Origin of the sequence: Rhodococcus sp. PSBB066, assembly GCF_017068255.1 — a bacterium.
In the GTDB taxonomy this organism is placed as follows: domain Bacteria; phylum Actinomycetota; class Actinomycetes; order Mycobacteriales; family Mycobacteriaceae; genus Rhodococcus; species Rhodococcus aetherivorans.
This window is the reverse complement of sequence record NZ_CP070859.1, coordinates 5,482,503-5,502,539: the sequence shown is the minus strand read 5'-3', so window position 1 is coordinate 5,502,539 and position 20,037 is coordinate 5,482,503. Positions and strand designations below refer to the sequence as shown.

General features: G+C 71.0%; 26 protein-coding genes. 17 read left to right on the top strand and 9 right to left on the bottom strand.

All coding sequences use genetic code 11. The annotated features are described in order from the left end of the window. The first annotated feature begins 6 nt into the window (after positions 1-6). The 6 genes from JYA75_RS25035 to JYA75_RS25010 are packed head-to-tail and all read left to right on the top strand — an operon-like array spanning position 7 to position 6,337. Positions 7-1,137 carry a TIGR03364 family FAD-dependent oxidoreductase gene (locus JYA75_RS25035; RefSeq protein ID WP_203329502.1) on the top strand — a complete coding sequence of 377 codons (1,131 nt, stop codon included), beginning with the start codon at positions 7-9 and terminating at the stop codon, positions 1,135-1,137. A gap of 32 nt (positions 1,138-1,169) precedes the next feature. Continuing rightward, positions 1,170-1,847 carry a phosphonatase-like hydrolase gene (locus JYA75_RS25030; RefSeq protein WP_203329501.1) on the top strand — a complete coding sequence of 226 codons (678 nt, stop codon included), beginning with the start codon at positions 1,170-1,172 and terminating at the stop codon, positions 1,845-1,847. Positions 1,848-1,877: 30 nt separating this feature from the next. Next, entirely contained in the window at positions 1,878-2,840 is a 963-nt protein-coding gene (locus JYA75_RS25025; RefSeq protein ID WP_203329500.1) for a phosphate/phosphite/phosphonate ABC transporter substrate-binding protein, read from the top strand. A 1-nt stretch (position 2,841) separates the two neighbouring features. Then, positions 2,842-3,750 (top strand): phosphonate ABC transporter ATP-binding protein, encoded by a 909-nt coding sequence (phnC, locus tag JYA75_RS25020; RefSeq protein ID WP_203329499.1) that lies wholly within the window; start codon positions 2,842-2,844, stop codon positions 3,748-3,750. Further along, on the top strand, positions 3,747-5,348 hold the full coding sequence (gene phnE / locus JYA75_RS25015) for a phosphonate ABC transporter, permease protein PhnE (protein ID WP_203329498.1): 1,602 nt from the start codon (positions 3,747-3,749) through the stop codon (positions 5,346-5,348). The genes phnC and phnE overlap by 4 nt, the downstream gene beginning before the upstream one ends. Further along, positions 5,324-6,337, top strand: coding sequence for a zinc-binding dehydrogenase (locus JYA75_RS25010; RefSeq protein WP_203329497.1), 1,014 nt, complete (start codon positions 5,324-5,326; stop codon positions 6,335-6,337). The genes phnE and JYA75_RS25010 overlap by 25 nt, the downstream gene beginning before the upstream one ends. A 29-nt stretch (positions 6,338-6,366) precedes the next feature. On the opposite strand, the gene JYA75_RS25005 is transcribed toward JYA75_RS25010, so the two are convergent. The 5 genes from JYA75_RS25005 to rpmB all read right to left on the bottom strand — a co-directional run bounded on the left by JYA75_RS25005 (position 6,367) and on the right by rpmB (position 8,434). Beyond that, the gene (locus tag JYA75_RS25005; protein ID WP_203329496.1) at positions 6,367-7,260 is read right to left on the bottom strand and encodes a DUF559 domain-containing protein; all 894 of its coding nucleotides are present in this window, start codon (positions 7,258-7,260) and stop codon (positions 6,367-6,369) included. A 193-nt stretch (positions 7,261-7,453) separates the two neighbouring features. Continuing rightward, positions 7,454-7,714: a 30S ribosomal protein S18 gene (gene rpsR / locus JYA75_RS25000; RefSeq protein WP_006944985.1), complete on the bottom strand. Its 261-nt coding sequence runs from the start codon at positions 7,712-7,714 to the stop codon at positions 7,454-7,456. 10 nt (positions 7,715-7,724) lie between these two features. After that, a complete protein-coding gene (gene rpsN / locus JYA75_RS24995) occupies positions 7,725-8,030 on the bottom strand; it encodes a 30S ribosomal protein S14 (RefSeq protein WP_006944984.1) in 306 nt (101 codons plus the stop codon). Positions 8,031-8,033: 3 nt separating this feature from the next. Beyond that, positions 8,034-8,198, bottom strand: coding sequence for a 50S ribosomal protein L33 (rpmG, locus tag JYA75_RS24990; RefSeq protein ID WP_003937781.1), 165 nt, complete (start codon positions 8,196-8,198; stop codon positions 8,034-8,036). After that, the gene (rpmB, locus tag JYA75_RS24985; RefSeq protein WP_006944981.1) at positions 8,198-8,434 is read right to left on the bottom strand and encodes a 50S ribosomal protein L28; all 237 of its coding nucleotides are present in this window, start codon (positions 8,432-8,434) and stop codon (positions 8,198-8,200) included. Before rpmB ends, rpmG begins: the two co-directional genes overlap by 1 nt. 117 nt (positions 8,435-8,551) lie before the next feature. On the opposite strand from rpmB, the gene JYA75_RS24980 reads away from it, so the two are divergent. From JYA75_RS24980 to JYA75_RS24940, 10 genes are all read left to right on the top strand, one after another. Then, positions 8,552-9,766 (top strand): GTP-binding protein, encoded by a 1,215-nt coding sequence (locus tag JYA75_RS24980; protein ID WP_203329495.1) that lies wholly within the window; start codon positions 8,552-8,554, stop codon positions 9,764-9,766. Continuing rightward, complete coding sequence (locus JYA75_RS24975; RefSeq protein ID WP_006944978.1) at positions 9,763-10,017, top strand: type B 50S ribosomal protein L31; 255 nt, start codon at positions 9,763-9,765, stop codon at positions 10,015-10,017. The genes JYA75_RS24980 and JYA75_RS24975 overlap by 4 nt, the downstream gene beginning before the upstream one ends. Positions 10,018-10,047: 30 nt before the next feature. Next, positions 10,048-10,221: a 50S ribosomal protein L32 gene (gene rpmF, locus JYA75_RS24970; protein WP_006944977.1), complete on the top strand. Its 174-nt coding sequence runs from the start codon at positions 10,048-10,050 to the stop codon at positions 10,219-10,221. A gap of 101 nt (positions 10,222-10,322) precedes the next feature. Further along, entirely contained in the window at positions 10,323-11,012 is a 690-nt protein-coding gene (locus JYA75_RS24965) for a response regulator transcription factor (protein WP_006944976.1), read from the top strand. Between the two features lie 38 nt (positions 11,013-11,050). Continuing rightward, the gene (locus tag JYA75_RS24960) at positions 11,051-12,439 is read left to right on the top strand and encodes a HAMP domain-containing sensor histidine kinase (protein WP_202916546.1); all 1,389 of its coding nucleotides are present in this window, start codon (positions 11,051-11,053) and stop codon (positions 12,437-12,439) included. A 107-nt stretch (positions 12,440-12,546) separates the two neighbouring features. Beyond that, positions 12,547-13,815, top strand: a complete 1,269-nt coding sequence (locus tag JYA75_RS24955; RefSeq protein WP_203329494.1) for a trypsin-like peptidase domain-containing protein — start codon at positions 12,547-12,549, stop codon at positions 13,813-13,815. A gap of 71 nt (positions 13,816-13,886) precedes the next feature. Then, positions 13,887-14,384 carry a MogA/MoaB family molybdenum cofactor biosynthesis protein gene (locus tag JYA75_RS24950; RefSeq protein WP_029542037.1) on the top strand — a complete coding sequence of 166 codons (498 nt, stop codon included), beginning with the start codon at positions 13,887-13,889 and terminating at the stop codon, positions 14,382-14,384. Between the two features lie 2 nt (positions 14,385-14,386). Next, positions 14,387-14,605 (top strand): hypothetical protein, encoded by a 219-nt coding sequence (locus JYA75_RS28950; protein WP_102800659.1) that lies wholly within the window; start codon positions 14,387-14,389, stop codon positions 14,603-14,605. A 563-nt stretch (positions 14,606-15,168) separates the two neighbouring features. Further along, positions 15,169-15,954 (top strand): MspA family porin, encoded by a 786-nt coding sequence (locus JYA75_RS24945; protein WP_203329493.1) that lies wholly within the window; start codon positions 15,169-15,171, stop codon positions 15,952-15,954. A 51-nt stretch (positions 15,955-16,005) separates the two neighbouring features. After that, a complete protein-coding gene (locus JYA75_RS24940; protein ID WP_203329492.1) occupies positions 16,006-16,647 on the top strand; it encodes an MspA family porin in 642 nt (213 codons plus the stop codon). 90 nt (positions 16,648-16,737) lie between these two features. Here JYA75_RS24940 and mscL read toward each other — a convergent pair whose 3' ends face one another. The 4 genes from mscL to JYA75_RS24920 all read right to left on the bottom strand — a co-directional run bounded on the left by mscL (position 16,738) and on the right by JYA75_RS24920 (position 19,039). Next, positions 16,738-17,169, bottom strand: a complete 432-nt coding sequence (gene mscL, locus JYA75_RS24935) for a large conductance mechanosensitive channel protein MscL (protein ID WP_203329491.1) — start codon at positions 17,167-17,169, stop codon at positions 16,738-16,740. 98 nt (positions 17,170-17,267) lie between these two features. After that, the gene (locus JYA75_RS24930; RefSeq protein WP_203329490.1) at positions 17,268-17,966 is read right to left on the bottom strand and encodes an RcpC/CpaB family pilus assembly protein; all 699 of its coding nucleotides are present in this window, start codon (positions 17,964-17,966) and stop codon (positions 17,268-17,270) included. A gap of 98 nt (positions 17,967-18,064) precedes the next feature. Next, on the bottom strand, positions 18,065-18,364 hold the full coding sequence (locus tag JYA75_RS24925; protein ID WP_006944967.1) for an FmdB family zinc ribbon protein: 300 nt from the start codon (positions 18,362-18,364) through the stop codon (positions 18,065-18,067). 69 nt (positions 18,365-18,433) lie between these two features. Then, a complete protein-coding gene (locus JYA75_RS24920) occupies positions 18,434-19,039 on the bottom strand; it encodes a 5-formyltetrahydrofolate cyclo-ligase (RefSeq protein WP_185713760.1) in 606 nt (201 codons plus the stop codon). Positions 19,040-19,101: 62 nt separating this feature from the next. Here JYA75_RS24920 and JYA75_RS24915 point away from each other — a divergent pair, with 62 nt between their 5' ends. Then, positions 19,102-20,013 (top strand): UTP--glucose-1-phosphate uridylyltransferase, encoded by a 912-nt coding sequence (locus JYA75_RS24915; RefSeq protein ID WP_006944965.1) that lies wholly within the window; start codon positions 19,102-19,104, stop codon positions 20,011-20,013. The last annotated feature ends 24 nt before the right edge of the window (positions 20,014-20,037 follow it).

The following is a 20,037-nucleotide window of genomic DNA, read 5'->3' as shown; positions in this document are numbered from 1 at the left end:
GGGGCCATGCGAATCCTGATCATCGGCGGCGGCATTCTGGGCACCGCCCACGCCGACGCCGCCGTCCGCCGCGGACACGACGTCGTTCACCTCGAACGCGAACCGGAGGCCCGGGGCGCCACCGTCCGCAACTTCGGCCTCGTGTGGGTCTCCGGGCGTACCGAGGGCGAACTGGCTGCCACCCTGCGCTCCCGCGAGTTGTGGGCCGACCTCGGCGCCCGCGTCCCCGGCATCGGTTTCCGGGCGAACGGATCGATCACCCTTCTTCGCACCGACGCCGAGGTGGCCGTCGTTCGGGAGGCCGCGGACCGCGCCGACGCGCGTGACCGGGGCTTCACCCTGCTCGAGCCCGAGGCGGTCCGGCGGCTCAATCCCGCCCTGCGCGGCAAGTTCGTCGCCGGTCTGCACTGCAGCACCGACGCCGCCGTCGAATCCCGCGTCGCCCTGCCCGCGATCCGGTGGCACCTCGCCACCTCCGGGCGGTATCGATTCCGGCCGGAGACCGAGGCGCGCACCGTGACCCGCACCGCCCACGGCACCGTGCAGGTGCGCGACGACCACGGCGCCGTCCACGAGGCCGACCTCGTGCTCGTGTGCCCCGGAGCGACCCTGTCCGGTCTCGCCCGCGAACTCGGCGGCGACCTGCCCCTGCGCCGCGTGCGATTGCAGATGATGCAGACCGCGCCGCTGGGGGAGAAGCTCACCACGTCCGTCGCCGACGGCGACAGTCTGCGCTACTACCCGGGATTCGCCGGGGCCGCGCTGGAGGAGCTGAAGGCGCGCGAACCGCAGGCGCTCACCGCCGAGCGGCACCGCATGCAGCTGCTGTGCGTGCAGCGCCTGGACGGCGGGCTCACTCTCGGCGACACCCACGAGTACGACGAACCGTTCGCCTTCGACGTCGACGAGGCCCCGTACGAGCACCTCGTCACCGTCGCGGAGGACCTGCTCGGACGCCGGCTCCCGCCGGTGATGCGGCGCTGGGCCGGGGTCTACAGCCAGTGCCTCGATCCCACCGAACTCGTCCACCGTGCCCGCGTCGACGACGACATCTGGATCATCGCCGGGCCGGGCGGCCGCGGCATGACCCTCGGCCCCTACCTCGGCGAGCGGACCGCCGATCTCCTCGAGCTCTGAACATCCTCTCCCGCAACGATTCCGGAGTAGCAATGACTGTCATCCGACTGGCCGTGCTCGACATGGCCGGCACCACCGTCGCCGACGGCGGCCTCGTCCTCCGCGCCTTCGACGCGGCCGCCACCAGCGTCGGACTGCCCACCGACGGGCCCGAACGCGACGCCGCCCGGGGCTACGTCCTCGACACGATGGGCCGGTCCAAGATCGTCGTCTTCCGGTCCCTGTTCGGCTCCGAGGAACGGGCCCGCGCCGCGAACGCCGCCTTCGAACGGGCCTACGACGAATTCGTCGACGCCGGCGAGGTCGAGCCGATCCCCGGGGCCGCCGAGGCGATCACCCGGTTGCGCGACGCCGGCCTCGCCGTGGCCCTCACCACCGGCTTCAGCCGCGCCACCCAGGACCGGCTGCTCGCCGCCCTCGGCTGGGAGGACCTCGCCGATCTCACCCTCGCGCCGTCCGACGCCGGTCGCGGCCGGCCGTACCCCGACCTGGTGCTCACCGCGCTGCTGCGCGCCGAGATCGACGACGTTCGCGAGGTCGCCGTGGTCGGCGACACCGTGGGCGACATGCTCTCCGGCCGCCGCGCCGGTGCCTCCGTCGTCGCCGGCACCCGCACCGGCGCCCACGACGAACAGGCGCTGCGCGACGCCGGGGCCACCCACATCGTCGATTCCGTCGCCGACCTGCCCGATCTGCTCCTGCAGTCCTGACAGACACCCCGACCCCGAGGACTTCCCGACATGCACTGCTCCAGCCGAACGGTCGCCGCGACCGCGCTCGCGACCGGCCTCGCTCTCGCCCTCACCGCCTGCGGTGGCTCCGATCCCGACGCCGTCAACGCCCAGGGCTTCCCCGAGAAGCTCACCCTGGCCGCGATTCCCGCCGAGAACTCGGCGGACCTGCAGGCCGGTTACGACCCGCTCATCGCGCTCCTCGAGCGCGAGACCGGCGCCGAGGTCGAGTTCGTGCAGGCCTCCGACTACGCCGGCGTGGTCGAGGGCATCATCGCCGACAACGTCGACCTCGCCTTCTTCGGCCCGTTCGCCTACGTCGTGGCCGGCGTCAACGGCGCCGATGTCAGCCCGCTCGGCGCCGTCGTCCAGGCCGCCGGCGGCGAGCCGGGTTACCGGTCCTACGGCCTCACCCGCTCCGACAACACCGAGATCGACGGCATCGACGACTTCGCCGGCAAGGACGTGTGCTTCGTGGACCCGGGATCCACGTCCGGATTCCTCTACCCCTCCGCGGGACTCATCGAGGCCGGCGTCGTCGAATCCGGCACCGAGCAGGCCGTCGCCGCCGGTGTGAACCCGACCTACGCGGGCGGCCACGACGCCTCGGCCCTCGCGATCGCCGCCGGCGACTGCGATGCCGGATTCGCCTTCGACACCATGGTCGACGAGACCATGATCGCCAGCGGCGACCTGAAGGAAGGCGAACTGAAGAAGGTCTGGGAGTCCGAGACGATCGCCGGCTCGCTGTTCGTGGCGAGCAACTCGCTCGGTGCCGACACCGTCGACCGGCTCCGCACGATCTTCGTCGACAAGGCCAATGCCGATCACATGCGCGCCGCGGGACTGTGCGACGGCGAGTGCCGCATCACCGACGAACGGGCGTGGGGCGTCGTCGCCGCGACCGACGCCGACTACGAGGGCGTGCGCGAGGTGTGTGCCCTGACCGAGTCCGACAAGTGCAAGGGCTGAGTTGAACAGCGATCACACCGTTGCGGGCGACGGCGACCACACCGTCGCGGGCGACGGCGACCTCACCGTCGCGGGCGACGAAGACCTCACCGTCGCGGGCGACGAAGACCTCACCGTCGCGGGCGACGACGTCGTCGTCTCCGCCCGTCGCGTCACGAAGAAGTTCGGCCACACCGTGGCTCTCGACGGTGTCGACCTCGAGGTGCATCGCAGCGAACTCGTCGTGCTGCTGGGCCTGTCCGGCTCCGGTAAGTCGACGCTGCTGCGCTGCCTCAACGGTCTGCACAGCGTCACCGACGGGGCCGTGGAGGTGGCCGGCACCCGCGTCGATCTGGCGTCCCGCGCCGAGCTGCGCATGCTGCGGCGGGAGGTCGGCTTCGTCTTCCAGCACTTCAACCTCGTCGGACGGCTCAGCTGCCTCGAGAACGTCCTCGTCGGCGGGCTCGGGCGCCTGCGCCTGCCCCGCTACGGCGCCGCGACGTACCCGAAGCGGATGCGCGCCGAGGCCCTCACCCACCTCGACCGCGTGGGGCTGGCCGACCTCGCGGATCGTCGCGCCGACACCCTCTCCGGTGGGCAGCAGCAACGGGTCGCGATCGCGCGGACGCTGATGCAGCGTCCCACCGTCCTGCTCGCCGACGAACCGGTCGCGTCCCTCGACCCCGAGAACGCCGGGGTGGTGATGGACCTGCTCTTCCGTGTGTGCATGGAGGACAAGCTCACCGTCGTGTGCACCCTGCACCAGGTGGACCTCGCGCTGGGCTGGGCCCACCGGATCGTCGGCCTGCGCGGCGGACGGAAGGTGCTCGACCGGCCGGCCGCGGAGCTGAGCAGGGGTGAGGCCATGGACATCTACCGGCGGGTCGACCCGGCCGCCCGGCCGGCCTCGGCGCCGACGGGACCGTCGTGAGCACCGCCCTCGCGCCGTCGCCGCCCGACCGTGTCGGGCGGCGCCCGCCGCGGCCGTCCGTCCGCCGCCGGCGTCTGCTGGGAACGTGCGCGGCTGTCGCGCTCCTCGTCGTTCTGGCCTCCGCCCGCTACATCGACTTCGCCCCTGCGGCACTGCTCGACGGGCTCGACGACGTCGCCGGCCTGCTCGGCCGCATGTTTCCACCCACCCTCGACGATCCGGGCCGGATCTGGAAACTCGCCCTCGACACGCTGCTGATGGCGGTGCTCGGGACGGTGCTCGCGACCGTCGCGTCGGTGCCGCTGGCCTTCCTGGCCGCCCGCAACACCACCCCGCACCCCGCCGTGTACACGGTGGCGCGCGCGGTGATCACCTTCTGCCGGGCGGTGCCGGACCTGCTGTTCGCGGTGCTGTTCGTCCGCGCCCTCGGCATCGGTGTCCTGCCCGGCGTGCTCGCGCTCGCGCTGCATTCCATCGGCATGCTCGGCAAGCTGTTCGCCGACGCCGTCGAGCAGACCGATCCCGGACCACGGGAGGCGGTACGCAGCACGGGTGCCGGCTATGTCCGCGAGATGCTCAATGCCGTGGTGCCCCAGGTGGTTCCGTCCTGGATGGGTACCTTCGTCTACCGAATCGACATCAACCTGCGCACCTCCGTCGTGCTCGGTTTCGTCGGTGCCGGCGGCATCGGGTTCGCGCTCCAGGACGCCCTGCGCGGCCTGGTGTATCCGCGCGCGTTGGGCATCGTGTGCGTGATCCTCGCGATCATCGCCGCGATGGAGGTGCTCGCGGTCGTCGTCCGGCGGGTTCTGCTGGCACCCTCCGTTCCGGATCCGCGCCGGGAAAGAGCCGCGCGACTCATCTTCTCCGGCACGGTCGCCGCCGCCACGATCGGTGCACTGATCAGCCTGCGTATCGACCCGCGTGCGCTGGTCACGTGGATCGGTCCGTCACTCGAGGTGTTCACCCGGCTGCTCCCGCCGGACTTCACCGCCGTCGGCGGCAGGCTGCTCGACGCCGTCCTGCAAACCCTCGCGATCGGTGCGGTCGCCACGGCCGCCGGGATCGTGCTCTCCCTGCCGTTCGGGATACTCGCCGCCCGCAACGTGTCCCCGAACTCGGCTGTGTACTGGTCGGCTCGCTCGGTGATCCTGTTCGTCCGCGCGGTGCCCGAGCTGATCCTCGCGGTGATCTTCGTCGCCGCGATCGGCCTCGGTCCCGTCGCGGGGGCGTGCGCACTCGCTCTCGGATCCGTGGGATTCCTCGGCAAACTCGTGGCGGACGCCGTCGAGGAGATCGATCCCGGGCCGGTCGAGGCGGTGTGGGCCGTCGGCGGGGGCTGGTGGAAGACGTTGTTCGCGGCGGTGATTCCGCAGGCGGTGCCGTCCGTCATCGGCTCGAGCCTCTACCTGCTCGACGTCAACATTCGCACCTCGACGGTGCTCGGCATCGTCGGCGCCGGCGGCGTCGGCTTCCTGCTGTTCGAGGCGATCCGAACCCTGAACTTCGAGTTCGCCGGAGCGATCGTGATCATCGTGTTCGCCGTCGTCTACCTGATCGAAAGGATGTCGGGATGGATCCGGTCGCTGGTGGTCTGACGCGCGCGGCGGTGTGGACCGGCGACGGCGTCGACGTGCGCGACGTCCCCGTCCCGCGGCTCGGTGACGGGGAACTGCTGGTGCGTGTCCGGCTCGCAACCGTGTGCGGGAGCGACCTGCACACCGTCGCCGGACGGCGGCCCGGGCCGCGGCCGTCGGTGCTGGGGCACGAAGCCGTCGGTGACGTCGTCGCGGCCGGTCCCGGTGCCGGGACCGTCGTCGGCGCGCGCGTCGTGTGGACTGTCACGGCATCGTGCGGCGCGTGCGACAGGTGCGTGTCCGGGCGGACCGCCAAGTGCCGGGCCGTGCGCAAGGTGGGGCACGAACCGTTCGACGGCGACTGGGCGTTGTCGGGCGGCTACGCCCACCACATCGTGCTGCCGGCCGGGGTGGGCGTGGTCCGGGTGCCGGACTCGGTGCCGGACGTCGTCGCGGCCCCGGCGGCATGTGCGACGGCGACGGCGGTCGCCGCTGTCGAGGCGGCCGGTGACGTCGCCGGACGGCGGGTGCTGGTGTGCGGCGCCGGCCTGCTCGGGGTCACCGCGATCGCGCTGTGCGCGGCGGCCGGTGCCGATGTGCGCGTCGCCGACCCGGATGCGGAACGGATCGCGGTGGCCGAGCGGTTCGGGGCCCTCGGCGACGAGGGCGGCCCCGTCGACGTCGCGCTCGACTTCTCCGGATCCGTCGCGGCGGTGGGGGAGTGCCTGCGCCGGCTCGACGTCGGGGGCCGCCTCGTGCTGGCCGGGTCCGTGACACCGGGCCCTTCGGTGCCCCTCGACCCCGAGGCCGTCGTGCGGGGGTGGCTCAGCGTCACCGGAGTCCACAACTACGAGCCCGCCCACCTCCGTCGTGCCGTGGCGTTCCTGACCCGCACGGCCGGTACCTACCCGTGGGACGAACTCGTCGCCGAACCGGTCCGGCTGGACGATCTCGCCGACGCCCTGCGTCGGCCCGCCGCACCCGCCCTGCGCGCGTCCGTCGCCCCGTGAGCGCACTTCTCGTGACGACACGCCGTGACTCAGCGCGAATTGTGCGCACTCGGCGGTCGGACGGGAGCGCCTGCCGCTCGAAGCCGTATCCGCACGCGCTCCACGACCGATGCGGGGCGCAGGCGCAGTTGTTCGGAGTTGACGCGGACCACGGACCAGCCCAGCGCCGCGAATGCCTCGTATCGTTCGATGTCCTTGGTGCGCTGTCGCTCGTCCGTCCAGTGATGGATGCCGTCGTACTCGACGAGGGTGCGCCATTGCTTCCAGCCCAGGTCGGCCCACCCGAGGACGCGTCCGTCCACGCCGGCGACCGGGACCTGGGTGCTGGGGCGGGGTAGGCCGCCACGCACGAGAAGCAGCCGTACCCGCGTCTCCGGGAGCGACTCGGCTCCGGGGTCGACCAGTGGGAGCGCCTGCCTCAGCCGCCGCACGCCGCGGGCGCCGCTGTGCCGATCGGCCAGTTCGGCGACATGCGCAGGGTCCAAGCGGGTGGCACGGCACAGCGCGTCGAGCTGTTCGACCGCGGTATCCAGGACGAGACGACGGCCGAGATCGAACGCGGTCCGGGCCGGAGACGTCACCCGCATGTCTGCCAGCGTGCACACTTCGTCGTCGAGGATCGTCTCGGCGTGCACGACGACCCCGTCCGTACCCCGGCGGCTACCGCGTCGGATCAGTTCGGCGGGCGCGGTCGCGTCGATCCATCGGCTGCCGAACAGGGCAGCGGCCGAGTAGCCGGCCAGCACGCCGTCGCCTCCCGCCCAGAGCCATGCGGCCCGTGCGCGGCCGTACGGTGTGACGGCCGCGTCCCGGTGGATGTACACGTCCCGGTGTACGCGCCGGAATCGCCGAAGTTGGTGCGGCGTGAGAAGGCCCGCCCGTACGGCCTGCGTCCCCAGGAACGGTTCGTCGAATTCCCCCATGATCGCCGAGGATGCCCGGTGACCGTGCGGGAGGGAACCGCGGTCGCGACGGCCTGTGGACAACTCGCGCGAGTGTGCACATCTCGGGACGACACACCGTGAGCCAGCGCGAATTGTGCACACTCGACGGTCCACAGATACGACGAGGGCCGCGCGGGCACGTGCCCGCGCGACCCTCGTCGCAAGTGGAGCTCTACTTGCTGGTGGTGGTGAAGGGCAGCAGCGCCATCTCGCGGGCGTTCTTGACCGCGACGGCGACCTGCCGCTGCTGCTGCGGGGTCAGGCCGGTCACGCGACGGCTGCGGATCTTGCCGCGATCGGAGATGAACGTGCGGAGCAGGTTCACGTCCTTGTAGTCGACGTACTCGATCTTCGCCGCGAACAGCGGGTTCTTCTTGGGCTTGCGGCCTTCCACGGCACGCGACTTCTTCGACGGGCCCCTCTTGACTGCCATGACTCGCTCCTCACCAGCTCGACTTGTGGACGCCGGGCAGCTCGCCGCGGTGCGCGAGTTCCCTCACGCGCACGCGTGAAAGCCCGAACTTCCGCAGGTGGCCGCGCGGACGTCCATCCGCAGCGTCTCGATTGCGCAATCGTACCGGACTGGCGTCGCGCGGCAGACGCTGCAGGGCGGTCCGGGCGGCGAGGCGTTCCGCGTCGGTGCTCGACGGGCGCCGCACGATCTCCTTCAGTTCCGCGCGACGTGCGGCGTAGCGGGCGACGACGAGCTTGCGCTGCTCGTTGCGGGCGATCTTCGATTTCTTGGCCATGGCCTACTTTTCCTCGCGGAAGTCGATGTGGCGGCGCAGCACGGGATCGTATTTGCGCAGGACCAGCCGGTCGGGATCGTTGCGCCGGTTCTTGCGGGTGACGTAGGTGTACCCGGTGCCGCCGGTGGAGCGGAGCTTGACGATGGGTCGGATCTCGTTGCGGGCCACTAGAGCTTTTCTCCTCGGGCGCGGAGGCGGGCGACGACGGCTTCGATGCCGTCGCGGTCGATGGTCTTGATGCCCTTGGCGGAGAGCGTCAGGGTGACCCGGCGCCCCTCGGAGGGCAGGTAGTAGGTCTTGCGCTGGATGTTCGGGTCCCAGCGGCGGTTGCTGCGGACGTGCGAATGGGAGACGGATTTCCCGAAGCCGGGCTTGCGTCCGGTCACCTGGCAGTGCGCCGACACGGCGGGCTCCCTTCTGTCGGCGCCCCGAGGGCGTAACGACAATCGTTTTCGACAAATGGCCCGAGCGACTGTACGCTTCCTTTGAGCTAATGACAATCGTTACCGAAAGGGGTTCCGGTGGACACCAGAACGCCGCTGATCGTCGTCTCGGGCCGGCGCGGACCCACCGAACGCACCGCGCGGGCCCTGCTGCGTCCGGGAACCGTCGTCGTGCACCACGACCTCGACCACGTCGGTGAGGGGGTCGTGCGCCGCAGCCTCACCACCGTGCACGACCACCGCCTCGACGTGCTCGAACTGGCCCACGGCTGCGTATCCTGCACCCTCCGCGAGGATCTGCTCCCACTGCTGCGGCGCCTGCACGCCCGCAGCAACGTCGACCGCATCGTCCTGCTCCTCGACCCGCGGCTCGAACCCGAGGCGCTGTGCTGGGCCGTCGAGCACGTCGTCGTCTCCGGCGTGGTCGGGCAGATCGACGGACCCGCCGCCCACGACGTGCGGATCGAGGCCACCGTCACCTGCATCGACGCCGCCACCTGGCTCACCGATGCCACCGGCGACGAGGAACTCGACGACGACCGCACCGTCGCCCAGGTCGTCGTCGGCCAGGTCGAGTTCGCCGACGCCCTCGTCGTCCGGCCCGGAGCCGACGGCTGGCAGCAGGCCAAGCTGCACGCGGTGCTCTCGCGGCTCGCGCCCGACGCACCCGTGGCGTGGGGCGAGGACGTCGACGTCGAACACCTGCTCCGGCAGATCCCGCCCGGCGCGCGGCGCGGGACGGTGTCCGACGCGCACTCTCCGCTGCTGCGCGGTCAACCACCGCTCGGCGAGGACTGCGGCGTGCGGCTGCTCGAGTTCGGTGCCCGCCGGCCCTTCCACCCGCAGCGCCTGCACGAGGCGATCGACGTCCTCCTCGACGGCGTGGTCCGCGCCCGCGGCCGGGCCTGGGTCGCGACGCAACCGGACAACGCGCTGCTGATCGAGTCCGCCGGTGAGGGCCTGCGCGTCGCCCACGCCGGGCCGTGGCTCGCCGCGATGACTCCCGAGCAACAGCAACGCGTCTCCGGCGAACGGCGGGCCATGGCGGCACTGCGCTGGGACGACACCCACGGAGACCGCGACACCTCGATGGTGATCCTCACCCACGACGCGGACCCCGACGAGATCCACCGCGCCCTGGAGTGGGCGCTGCTCACCGACGAGGAGTTCGCCGACCCGGCGGCCTGGCCGACGTGGGACGACCCGTTCGGCGAGTACCACGAAGACCCGTGCGACGACCTGTCGGCACCCACCGCCGGCACCGCACCGACAGAAGGAGAAGGACGAGCATGAAGCCCGGCATCCACCCCGACTACCACCCCGTGGTGTTCCAGGACGCCAACACCGGATCGGCGTTCCTGACCCGCTCCACCGTCACCGCCGACCGCACGGTCGAATGGTCCGACGGCAACACCTACCCGCTGATCGTCGTGGACGTCACCAGCGAATCCCACCCCTTCTGGACGGGAACTGCCCGCGTGCTCGACGCCGCCGGCCGGGTCGAGAAGTTCGAACGCAAGTACGGCAAGCGTCGCCGTCCCTGACCCCCACCCGGACACCCGAGGAGAACCACCATGGCAGTACCCAAGCGCCGGATGTCCCGGTCCAACACCCGCAGCCGCCGCTCGCAGTGGCACGCGCAGGTCCCGGCCCTGGTGCCGGTCACCGTCGCCGGTGTCACGCACCACGTCCCGCGACGGCTCGTGAAGGCCGTGCGGCTCGGGGTGATCGACCCGAACGAGGTGTGACGACCCGCGAGGGGGAACCGCGGCGCCGGGCGGGTCCCCCTCGCCGGACACGCCGCCGCCCTCTCAGACACCTCTCAGCGGTCGGGTCCACACTGGAGGCCATGCGCATTCTGGTGGTCGACGACGACCGGGCGGTGCGGGAGTCCCTGCGCCGATCACTGAGCTTCAACGGATACACCGTCGAACTCGCCACGGACGGGCAGGACGCCCTCGAACAGGTCGCGGCCGAGCGGCCCGACGCGATGGTCCTCGACGTGATGATGCCGCGGGTCGACGGCCTCGAGGTGTGCCGCCGACTCCGCAGCACCGGCGACGACCTGCCCATCCTCGTCCTGACCGCCCGTGACTCCGTCTCCGAGCGCGTCGCCGGCCTGGACGCCGGCGCCGACGACTACCTCCCCAAGCCGTTCGCGCTCGAGGAACTGCTCGCCCGGCTGCGCGCGCTGCTCCGCCGCGCCTCGCCCGACCCGGCCACCGAGTCGGAGGAGACGCTGCGTTTCGCAGACCTGACGCTGAACCCCTCCACCCGCGAGGTGACCCGCGGCACCCGGTCGATCAGCCTCACCCGCACCGAGTTCGCGCTCATGGAAATGCTCATGGCGAACCCCCGCCGGGTCCTCAGCCGCAGCCGCATCCTCGAGGAGGTGTGGGGCTACGACTTCCCCACCTCCGGCAACGCCCTCGAGGTGTACGTCGGCTACCTGCGCCGCAAGACCGAGGCCGACGGGGAGCCGCGCCTGATCCACACGGTGCGCGGCGTCGGCTACGTCCTGCGGGAAACCCCGCCGTGACCCGGCTCGACGGCGCCGACCCGGATTCGAAGCGCCCCATGCGCCCCCCGCTGCTGCTGACCCGGTCGGTGCCGCTGCGCCGGCGTGTCACGTTGCTGGCCGCCGGCGCGGTGGCGATCGCCGTCGCGGTGACCTCCATCGCGGCGTACGCGGTGGTGGCCCGCGCCCTCTACGCCGACGTCGACAAGCAGTTGCGGGCGCGGGCTGCCGCGCTCGTCGAGAGCAGCACCCTGATCACCTACGACCCCCGCTACATCGGTGGCGCCCAGCTCTACAGCTCCGACATCAGCGTGGCGCTCATCTACTCCAACCTGGGGCAGTACGTGCCGCCCGGGTCGTCCGTCCCGATCGGCGGCGCCGAACTCGCCGTCGCGAAGGGCGAACGGGAGTCGTCGCTGCGCACCGTCGGCCATCAGCGGGTGCTCGCGCAGCGCATCCCCGACGGCAGCACCATCGTCATCGCCCAGCGCCTGCAGCCGACGGCGGACATCCTCAAACGGCTCGCGAGCGTGCTGTTCGTCGTCGGGGGGTGCGGCGTGGTGCTCGCCGCCGCTGCCGGCGCGACGGTGGGACGCACCGGTCTGCGCCCCGTCGCGCGCCTCACCGCGGCGGCCGAGCGGGTCGCCCGCACCGACGACCTGCGGCCGATCCGCGTGACCGGGCACGACGAGCTGGCCCGGCTCACCGAGAGCTTCAACACGATGCTGCGCGCCCTCGCCGAGTCGCGGGAGCGGCAGAGCCGGCTTGTCGCCGACGCCGGCCACGAGCTGCGCACCCCGCTGACGTCGCTGCGCACGAACATGGAGCTGCTCATCGCGGCGAGCCGGCCCGACGCGCCGAACCTGCCCGAGGAGGACATGGCGGAGCTGCGCGCCGACGTGGTGGCGCAGATCGAGGAGCTGTCCACCCTGGTGGGCGACCTCGTCGACCTCGCCCGCGAGGACGCCCCCGAGACGGTGTTCGAACCCGTCGACATCTCGGAGGTCGTCGAGCGCAGCCTCGAACGCGCCCGGCGCCGCCGCTCCGACATCGACTTCACGGCGCACACGGAACCGTGGTTCGTCTACGGCGACCACGCCGCGCTCTCCCGGGCGGTGCTCAACGTCCTCGACAACGCTGCCAAGTGGAGTCCCGCCGACGCCGAGGTGCTGGTGTCGATGCGCCAGCTCGGCACCGGCCTGATGGAGCTGACCGTCGACGACGCCGGGCCCGGCATCCCCGAGGAGGACCGCGAGCTGGTGTTCGAGCGGTTCTACCGCTCCACCGCGTCGAGGTCGATGCCCGGATCCGGCCTCGGCCTCGCGATCGTGCGGCAGGTGGTGATGAAGCACGGCGGCACCATCGCGGTCGACATCTCGTCGCGTGGGGGTGCCCTCGTCCGGATCGTGCTGCCCGGCACCCCGCAGCTCGAACACCCGGCGGATTGACAGGAAAATCGCCGTCGGATCTAAGCGGACTCTCAGCCGCCGCGGGCATGCTGGAAGCCGAACGACGAGCCGCCGACCCGGCGGCCGTGTAGACCGAAAGCGATGAGATGAGCGAGGACCCCACACCGGGTGGCGGCCGCCCCGAGCCGCACCAGCCGACACCGCAGCAGCCGACACCGCACCAGCCGAATCCCTACCAGGCTCCCTCCGGTTCCTATGCCGGGTACGGGCACACCGCGCCGTTCGGCGCCCAGCCCCAGCCCGCGCCGGGGCCCCAGGGCTCACCCCGATCGGCGCGGGGCCTGCTCGCCCTCGGCGCCGTCGCGCTGGCGCTGGTCAGCGGCGGGATCGGCGGCGCCGTCGGCGCGTGGACCACGCAGCAGTCGACCGGCGGCACGGCCGTCACCAACGCCCTCGACGCGCCGCGGCCGTCCACGACGACCGTCGCCGCCGCCCCCGCCGGTTCGGTGCAGGCCGTCGCGCAGAAGGTCGTACCGAGCGTCGTGCGCATCGAGGTGGTCGGCCGCACCGCGCAGGGCGAGGGCTCGGGCGTGATCCTGTCCTCCGACGGCCTGATCCTCACCAACAACCACGTCGTCGCCGGGGGCGGCGCCGGCGCGCAGCTCACGGTGTACTTCTCCGACGGCAGCTCGGTCCCCGCGACCATCGTGGGCGCCGACCCGATCTCCGACATCGCCGTGATCCGCGCGGAGGGCCGCACCGACCTCACCCCGATCGAGCTCGGCGACTCGAACGCCGTGCAGGTGGGCCAGCAGGTGGTGGCGGTCGGCTCGCCGCTCGGTCTCGAGAGCACGGTGACCACCGGTATCGTCTCGGCCCTGGACCGGCCCGTGTCGACCAGCGGGGAGACCGGCAACCAGAACACCGTCATCGATGCGCTGCAGACCGACGCCGCGATCAACCCCGGCAACTCCGGCGGCGCGCTGGTGAACATGGACGGCCAGCTGATCGGCGTCAACACGGCGATCGCCACGGCCGGCGGACAGTCCGGATCCATCGGCCTCGGCTTCGCCATCCCGGTCGATCAGGCACGCCGCATCGCCGACGAACTCGTCGACACCGGCAAGGCGACCCACGCCGTCATCGGCGTCCAGGTGCCGTCGCAGAGCGACGTGCGCGGCGCTCGGGTCATGGAGGTCACCGGCGGCGGGCCGGCGGAACGGGCCGGTATTCCGAGCGGCGTGATCATCACCAAGGTCGACGACCGGCTCGTCACCGACGGGGACTCGCTGATCGCGGCGGTCCGCTCGTACGCGCCCGGCGACACCGTGCGCATCACCTACACCGACGCACAGGGTGGCAGCGAGAAGACCGTCGACGTGCAGCTCGCGGCGGCCGAGGCGGGTGGCCGATGAGAAGAGACGCCGCCGGAATCATTCTCGGACATACAGCTCGTTCGACGGACAGGGCAACTACGGTGGGCATCATGGAATTCGAAACCCCCAGGACCGGGCGAGCCCTCGTGGTGATCGTGGACGACCGGGTAGCGCACGGCGACAACCCGGACTCCGCCGGGCCCCTGGTCACCGAGCTCCTCGCAGAGGAGGGATTCGCCGTGGACGGTGTCGTCACGGTGTCGGCCGACGAGGTGGAGATCCGCAACGCCCTCAACACCGCCGTCATCGGCGGCGTGGACCTGGTCATCTCCGTCGGCGGCACCGGGGTGTCGCCGCGCGACGTGACGCCCGACGCCACCTCCGATGTGCTCGACCGGGAACTCCCGGGGATCGGCGAGGCCCTGCGCTCGTCCGGCTTCTCCGCCGGCGCGATGGACGCCGGTCTGTCCCGCGGTCTGGTCGGCCTGTCCGGCTCCACGTTGGTCGCGAACCTCGCCTCCTCGCGCGCGGCGATCCGCGACGGCATGGCCACGCTCCTGCCGCTCGCCTCGCACGTGATCGAGGAACTGTCGCGGGTGGAGGGATAGCCATCACCGGCACGGACGAGAGCGCGTCCGGCGCGTCGTCGGACGACGCACCACGGCGCGACGACGCGAGCCGGGCCCGGATCGACCGGGCCCGGCTCCGCCGCATCTTCGGCGACGTCCTCCCCGAGACGACCCGCGACGAGCGCTCGCCGGCAGACGATTCGTCCGACTCGGAAGAATGGCTGCGCCGGCAGGTACCGCCGCACCACGGCCACATGTGATCTACCCCACTTGTAGAAGTCGGCCGATGCCGAATCGTTAATTCCAGCGGTGGGATTCCGCAACCTTCTCGTAACCCTGCAACTCGGCGAGTCGCGGTCGACGCGCGCCCGGCTTTCGGTGGCGCGCATCACGGAAGTACCGGCGGTATGCATTCGGCCACAGCGGCGCATGAACCCGCCACCAGGGGGTATGCGGCTCTATTCATGGGTGAGAGACGGTTTTCGGCGCCTCCGCAACCCCTTCGGGGCGTCCGTTGAAATGGCACCGATTGTTTCATCGGGCCGAAACAATTTCGGGTTCGACGACGCCTCGCCCCGGGACGTAGCCGTTGCTGGCTTCAGAGGTCACGGTCTAGTCTCTGTCCTGGTTCGCTCAGGTCAAGATCGGTAGCTAATGCGACGATCTTCATCACGAATCGGAAACGCAACCGTGCGGATGACGCACACGTCGGCACCGGTGAGCACGCTCGCCGGTGTCTCAGGTGTGGCATGCCTCGCGGGCGACAGGGCAGTTGTCGGACGCGTGTGCGTGACCCGGCACGCAGAGAATGGATGAGGCATTCATGAAGATGCAGACGCGACGCGGTGTGAAGGCCGCCCGCAACGTCACGGTGGCCGCCGCCGCCGTGTTCGGCCTGGTTCTGGGATCGACCGGGACCGCCGGCGCTGTGGTCGACGACCAGAACCGGATCGTGTCGGACGGCCACGAGGTCATCGTGACCCAGGAGGACACCTTCATCCAGGGTGTTCCACCGATCGGCGGCAGCCCGCTCAGCCGCGAGTGGTTCCACAACGGCCGTGGCATCGCCAACATCGTCGGCCCCGACGCCGCTGACTTCGAGGGCTCGACCTTCCAGTTCGGCTACCAGTTCGCGTGGTCCGCCGCGGTCGACGGCTCGATCGGCATCGCGTGGTCCAGCCCGCAGGCGGAGCTCGAGGTCGCAGCCTCGCCCGGTGACGTGTACGTCCCCGTCGACGAAGTGGATCCTGAAACCGGAGAGCCGGTGCTCGATGAGGACGGCAACCCGGTTCAGGCGGAAGACGAGAACGGCAACCCGCTCTACACGATCGATCCCGAGGCTTCCGCTGTCGACGTCGAGAACACCCTCACCGTCGACAGCATCCTTCCGCAGTTCACCGCGGGCATCGAGCTGACCCCGGCTCCGGGCATCGAGGAGCTCGTCGTCGCCGAGGGCGAGTTCGACGGCGACTTCAAGTCCGTCCAGTTCGCCAACGTCCATGGTGCCGCCACCGGCGTCCTCGGCGCGGTCTCGGTCCGCCCGTTCGTCCGTGTGATCACCGCGAACGGCGACAACGTCACCACCTACGGCAAGGTCTGGACGATCTAGTCCTGCTCGCCCCACCCCGCAGTAATCCCCACCAAGAAATACGGAGAAATCATGGGAATCAAGTCGCGTGGCTTCAAGGCCGCACGTAACGCCGCGGTGTCCGGTGCCGCTGTCCTGGGCCTGGTCCTCGGTGCGACCGGCTCCGCGCAGGCTGCGGTCGACGATCAGAACCGGATCGTCTCCACGGACGGCTACGAGGTCGTGGTGACCCAGGAGGACACCTTCATCCAGGGTGTTCCGGCCCTGGGTGGCAGCCCGTTCAACCGCGAGTTCTTCCACAACGGCCGCGGCACCGCGAACCTGATCGGCGAGGACGCTGCCGACGCCGAGGGCACCACGTTCCAGTTCGGCTACCAGTTTGCGTGGGCCGGCAGCATCGACGGCGCCATCGGCGTCACCTACTCCACCCCGGGTCTCGAACTGGAGCTCTCGGCTGCGGACGGTCCGACCGCCACCATTACCGACATCCTCCCGCAGGCCTACGCCGAGCTCGAGCTGACCCCGGCTCCGGGCATCGAGGAGCTCGTCGTCGCCGAGGGCGAGTTCGACGGTGACTTCAAGTCCGTGCAGTTCTCGAACGTTCACGGCACCGCCTCCGGCGTCATCGGCGCCGTTCAGGTCCGTCCGTTCGTTCGCGCCATCACCGCGAACGGCGACAACGTGACCACCTACGGCAAGCCCTGGACCGTCTGACACGACGTCCTGCCGACAGGCTGAACACGGGTTGGGCCCGCTCGGAATTCCGAGCGGGCCCAACCTTTTTCGTCGGTGGCACGGTTGCGCCTACTGTTCCCTCTCCTCGAGGCTCAGCTTGGCGTGTGCGCCGGTCTGGCCGGACTGCACCTGGAGGAGGTCGCGGATCTGGATGAGCAGATCCTCGGCGCTCGCCTTGGTGTCGTCCCTCTCGGTGGCGAACCGCTTCTTGGCCGCGTTCGCCGGGAGGATCAGCACGAAGTAGACGACGGCGGCGATGATGACGAAATTGATGATCGCCGACACCACCGCGCCGATGTTGACGAAGGTGGCGGGATTGTCCGCGAGGATCTGGACACCCCAGCCCGCCTCGTTGTCGCCGCCGAGCGCGGCAATCAGGGGTTCGATGACGTAGGTGGTGAACGCCGTGACGATGGCCGTGAACGCGGTACCCACGACGACCGCGACAGCGAGGTCGAGCACGTTTCCGCGGAGCAGGAAGTCCCTGAACCCTTTCAGCATGGCGCTTCTCCTAGGGGTGTGGTAGTCGTCACGCTCGCAGTCGCACCATAGACCAGCCGGTACGCCCTCGCGGCGGGATTGCGGCACTGGGTCCCGGATCAGTGCAGGGTCACCGTCAACGCGCTCACAAGCGACGCAGCAGCCACAGCCGTCGCGGGCTCGGGCGGCAGGGCGAGCAGGACCACCTTCTCGCCGCGGTCGCTCGTCCGGTCCGTGCCCTGGGCCAGCACGACGGTCGCCTCCGTGGCCAGCACCCGCACCTCCGGCGCCGCACCCGACGACGGGGAGCCGTCCTCGGCGACGGTGAGGACGTCGACGAGGTCGCCTTCGCGCAGCAGATCCCCGACGCCGGGATCGGCCAGGCGCACCGGGACCACCCGGGCCGCCGCGTCGCCGGTGGCGGACGCCGCCAGCCGCGGCCCGAGCATCCGCACCCCGACGAGGGCTTCGCCGGCGGGCACCGGTCCTGCCAGGGTGTGGCCGATCGCCTCGGCGGGGTCGGTGAGTGCCCCGGACGGGAGTTGGGACGAGTTGCGCTCGACGACGGTGACGTCGTCGGCGGTGAGGGTCTGCCCGGGCCGCAGGTCGCGGGCGGCGACGACCGTGGGGGTCCGGTCGCCCGACGGGCCGCCGGTGACGGCGGAGACCGCCGCGACCCCGACGAGACCGGCCGCGATCGCGCGGCGGACGGCGACGGTGCGCGCCCAGCCCGGCCGTGTCAGTGCCGTGAGGCGGTCTGGCAGGGTGGGATCGAGCGGATTCCGCAGGGGCGGGAACGAGAACGGACCGGCGGGCATGGTCCGAACCCTACGAGTTCGGCCGTGCCCGCCGGCCCGGTGAAGTGCCGGTCACGGGCGGACTGTGGATGAACCGTCCGCCTGTGGATGAAACCGTGTCAGCTCGCGGCTGCGGCCGGTGCCGACGAGGTGCTCGACGACGAGGAGTCCGACGACGAGGTGCTCGACGAACTGCCGGACGACGAGTCGGACTTGGCCGGCTCGCTGGCGGTGCTGCCTCCGCCGCGGGAGTCGGTGCGGTAGAAGCCGCTGCCCTTGAAGACGATGCCGACCGAATTGAACAGCTTGCGCAGCTTGCCCGAGCACTCGTTGCATTCCGTCAGGGCGTCGTCGGTGAACGACTGCACGATGTCGAATCGGTTGTCGCAGGACGTACAGGCATAGGAGTAAGTGGGCACCGGTGGATCCTCCGCGAATTGGTTGGCGACCGCAGCATTAGCACTCTACAGCCGACAGTGCCAACGTGGCTACCTGGGTGCTCTATTCCCGGTGTCGCGCGACCCGTTCAGCGGCACCAGGCCGCGGCCGGGGGTCAGGGCCCAGCCCATCCGGATGTCGTGGGGATCCTCCGGCAGCTCCGGCACGAGTTCGTCGTCCCGGACCACCGCGACCAGGACGGCGTCGGCGGCGGCGAGGTGCAGGGTCCGGTCGTAGAAGCCGGCCCCGCGACCGAGCCGCACGCCGCGCTCGTCCACTGCGAGCGCCGGCACCACCACGGTGTGCGCCCGCCGCACCTCCTCCGGGCCCAGCGCCGGCCCGGTGGGTTCGAGCAGGCCGTACCAGGCGGGGGCGAGGGCGCCGGGGCCGGTGTACTGCGCCCAGTCCAGGGTGCTGTCCGGGCGGGTGAGCGGGAGCAGCACCCGGTTTCCGGCCTCGCGCAGGGCGTCGAGCAGGGACAACGCCCCGGGTTCCGAACCGACCGGCACGTACGCGCAGACCGTCGCCCGGGCGGGGGCCAGCGACCGTGCTGCCGCGGCGAGGGCGTCGTCCTCGCCGCGGCGCTCCCCGTCGCTGCGGGCCCGTCGCGCAGCAACGATTCGGGCCCGCCATTCCGACTTGGAGAGTGCGCTCATATCCGCCACCTTAGGATCTGACGTATCTACCGGGTGGTAGCCGAAAGTTAGGGTGGGTGTTTATGACGAACAGAGCGACCGGTGAAGCCGGCCACTTCCGGACGGCGGTGGTTCCCGCAGCCGGTCTCGGTACGCGCTTTCTGCCCGCGACCAAGACCGTGCCGAAGGAACTTCTCCCGGTGGTGGACACGCCCGGAATCGAGCTCGTGGCGGGGGAGGCCGCGGACTCGGGTGCCGAGCGCCTGGTGATCGTGACGGCTCCGGGTAAGGACGGCGTCGTCGCGCATTTCGTCGAGGACCTCGTCCTCGAGTCGAAGCTGAAGGAGAGCGGCAAGTACCACCTGCTCGAGAAGGTCCGCAAGGCGCCGGGCCTGCTCGAGGTGGAGTCGGTGGTGCAGGAGAAGCCGCTCGGGCTCGGGCACGCCGTCGCGTGTGCCGAGGTCGCCCTCGATCCGGACGAGGACTCCATCGCGGTGCTGCTCCCGGACGACCTCGTGCTGCCGCGCGGCGTCCTCGAGACCATGCAGCGGGTGCGTGCCAAGCGCGGCGGCACGGTGCTGTGCGCGATCGACGTGCCCAAGGACCAGGTGAGCGCCTACGGCGTCTTCGACGTCGAGGAGGTGCCCGACGCCGTCAATCCGGACGTGCTGAAGGTCGTCGGCATGGTCGAGAAGCCGGCGCCCGAGGATGCGCCGTCCACCTTCGCCGCTGCCGGCCGCTATCTGCTCGATCGGGCGATCTTCGACGCGCTGCGCCGGATCACCCCCGGTGCGGGCGGCGAACTGCAGCTCACCGATGCGATCGCCCTGCTCATCGAGGAGGGTCACCCCGTGCACGTGGTGGTGCATCGCGGCACTCGACACGACCTCGGAAATCCCGGCGGCTATCTGCGCGCTGCGGTTGACTCTGCGTTGAACAGCGAGGAGTACGGCCCCTCCCTGCGGGAGTGGCTGGTCGAGCGCCTGAAGCACTGACGGCGCGACAGGTCGGGAGGACGA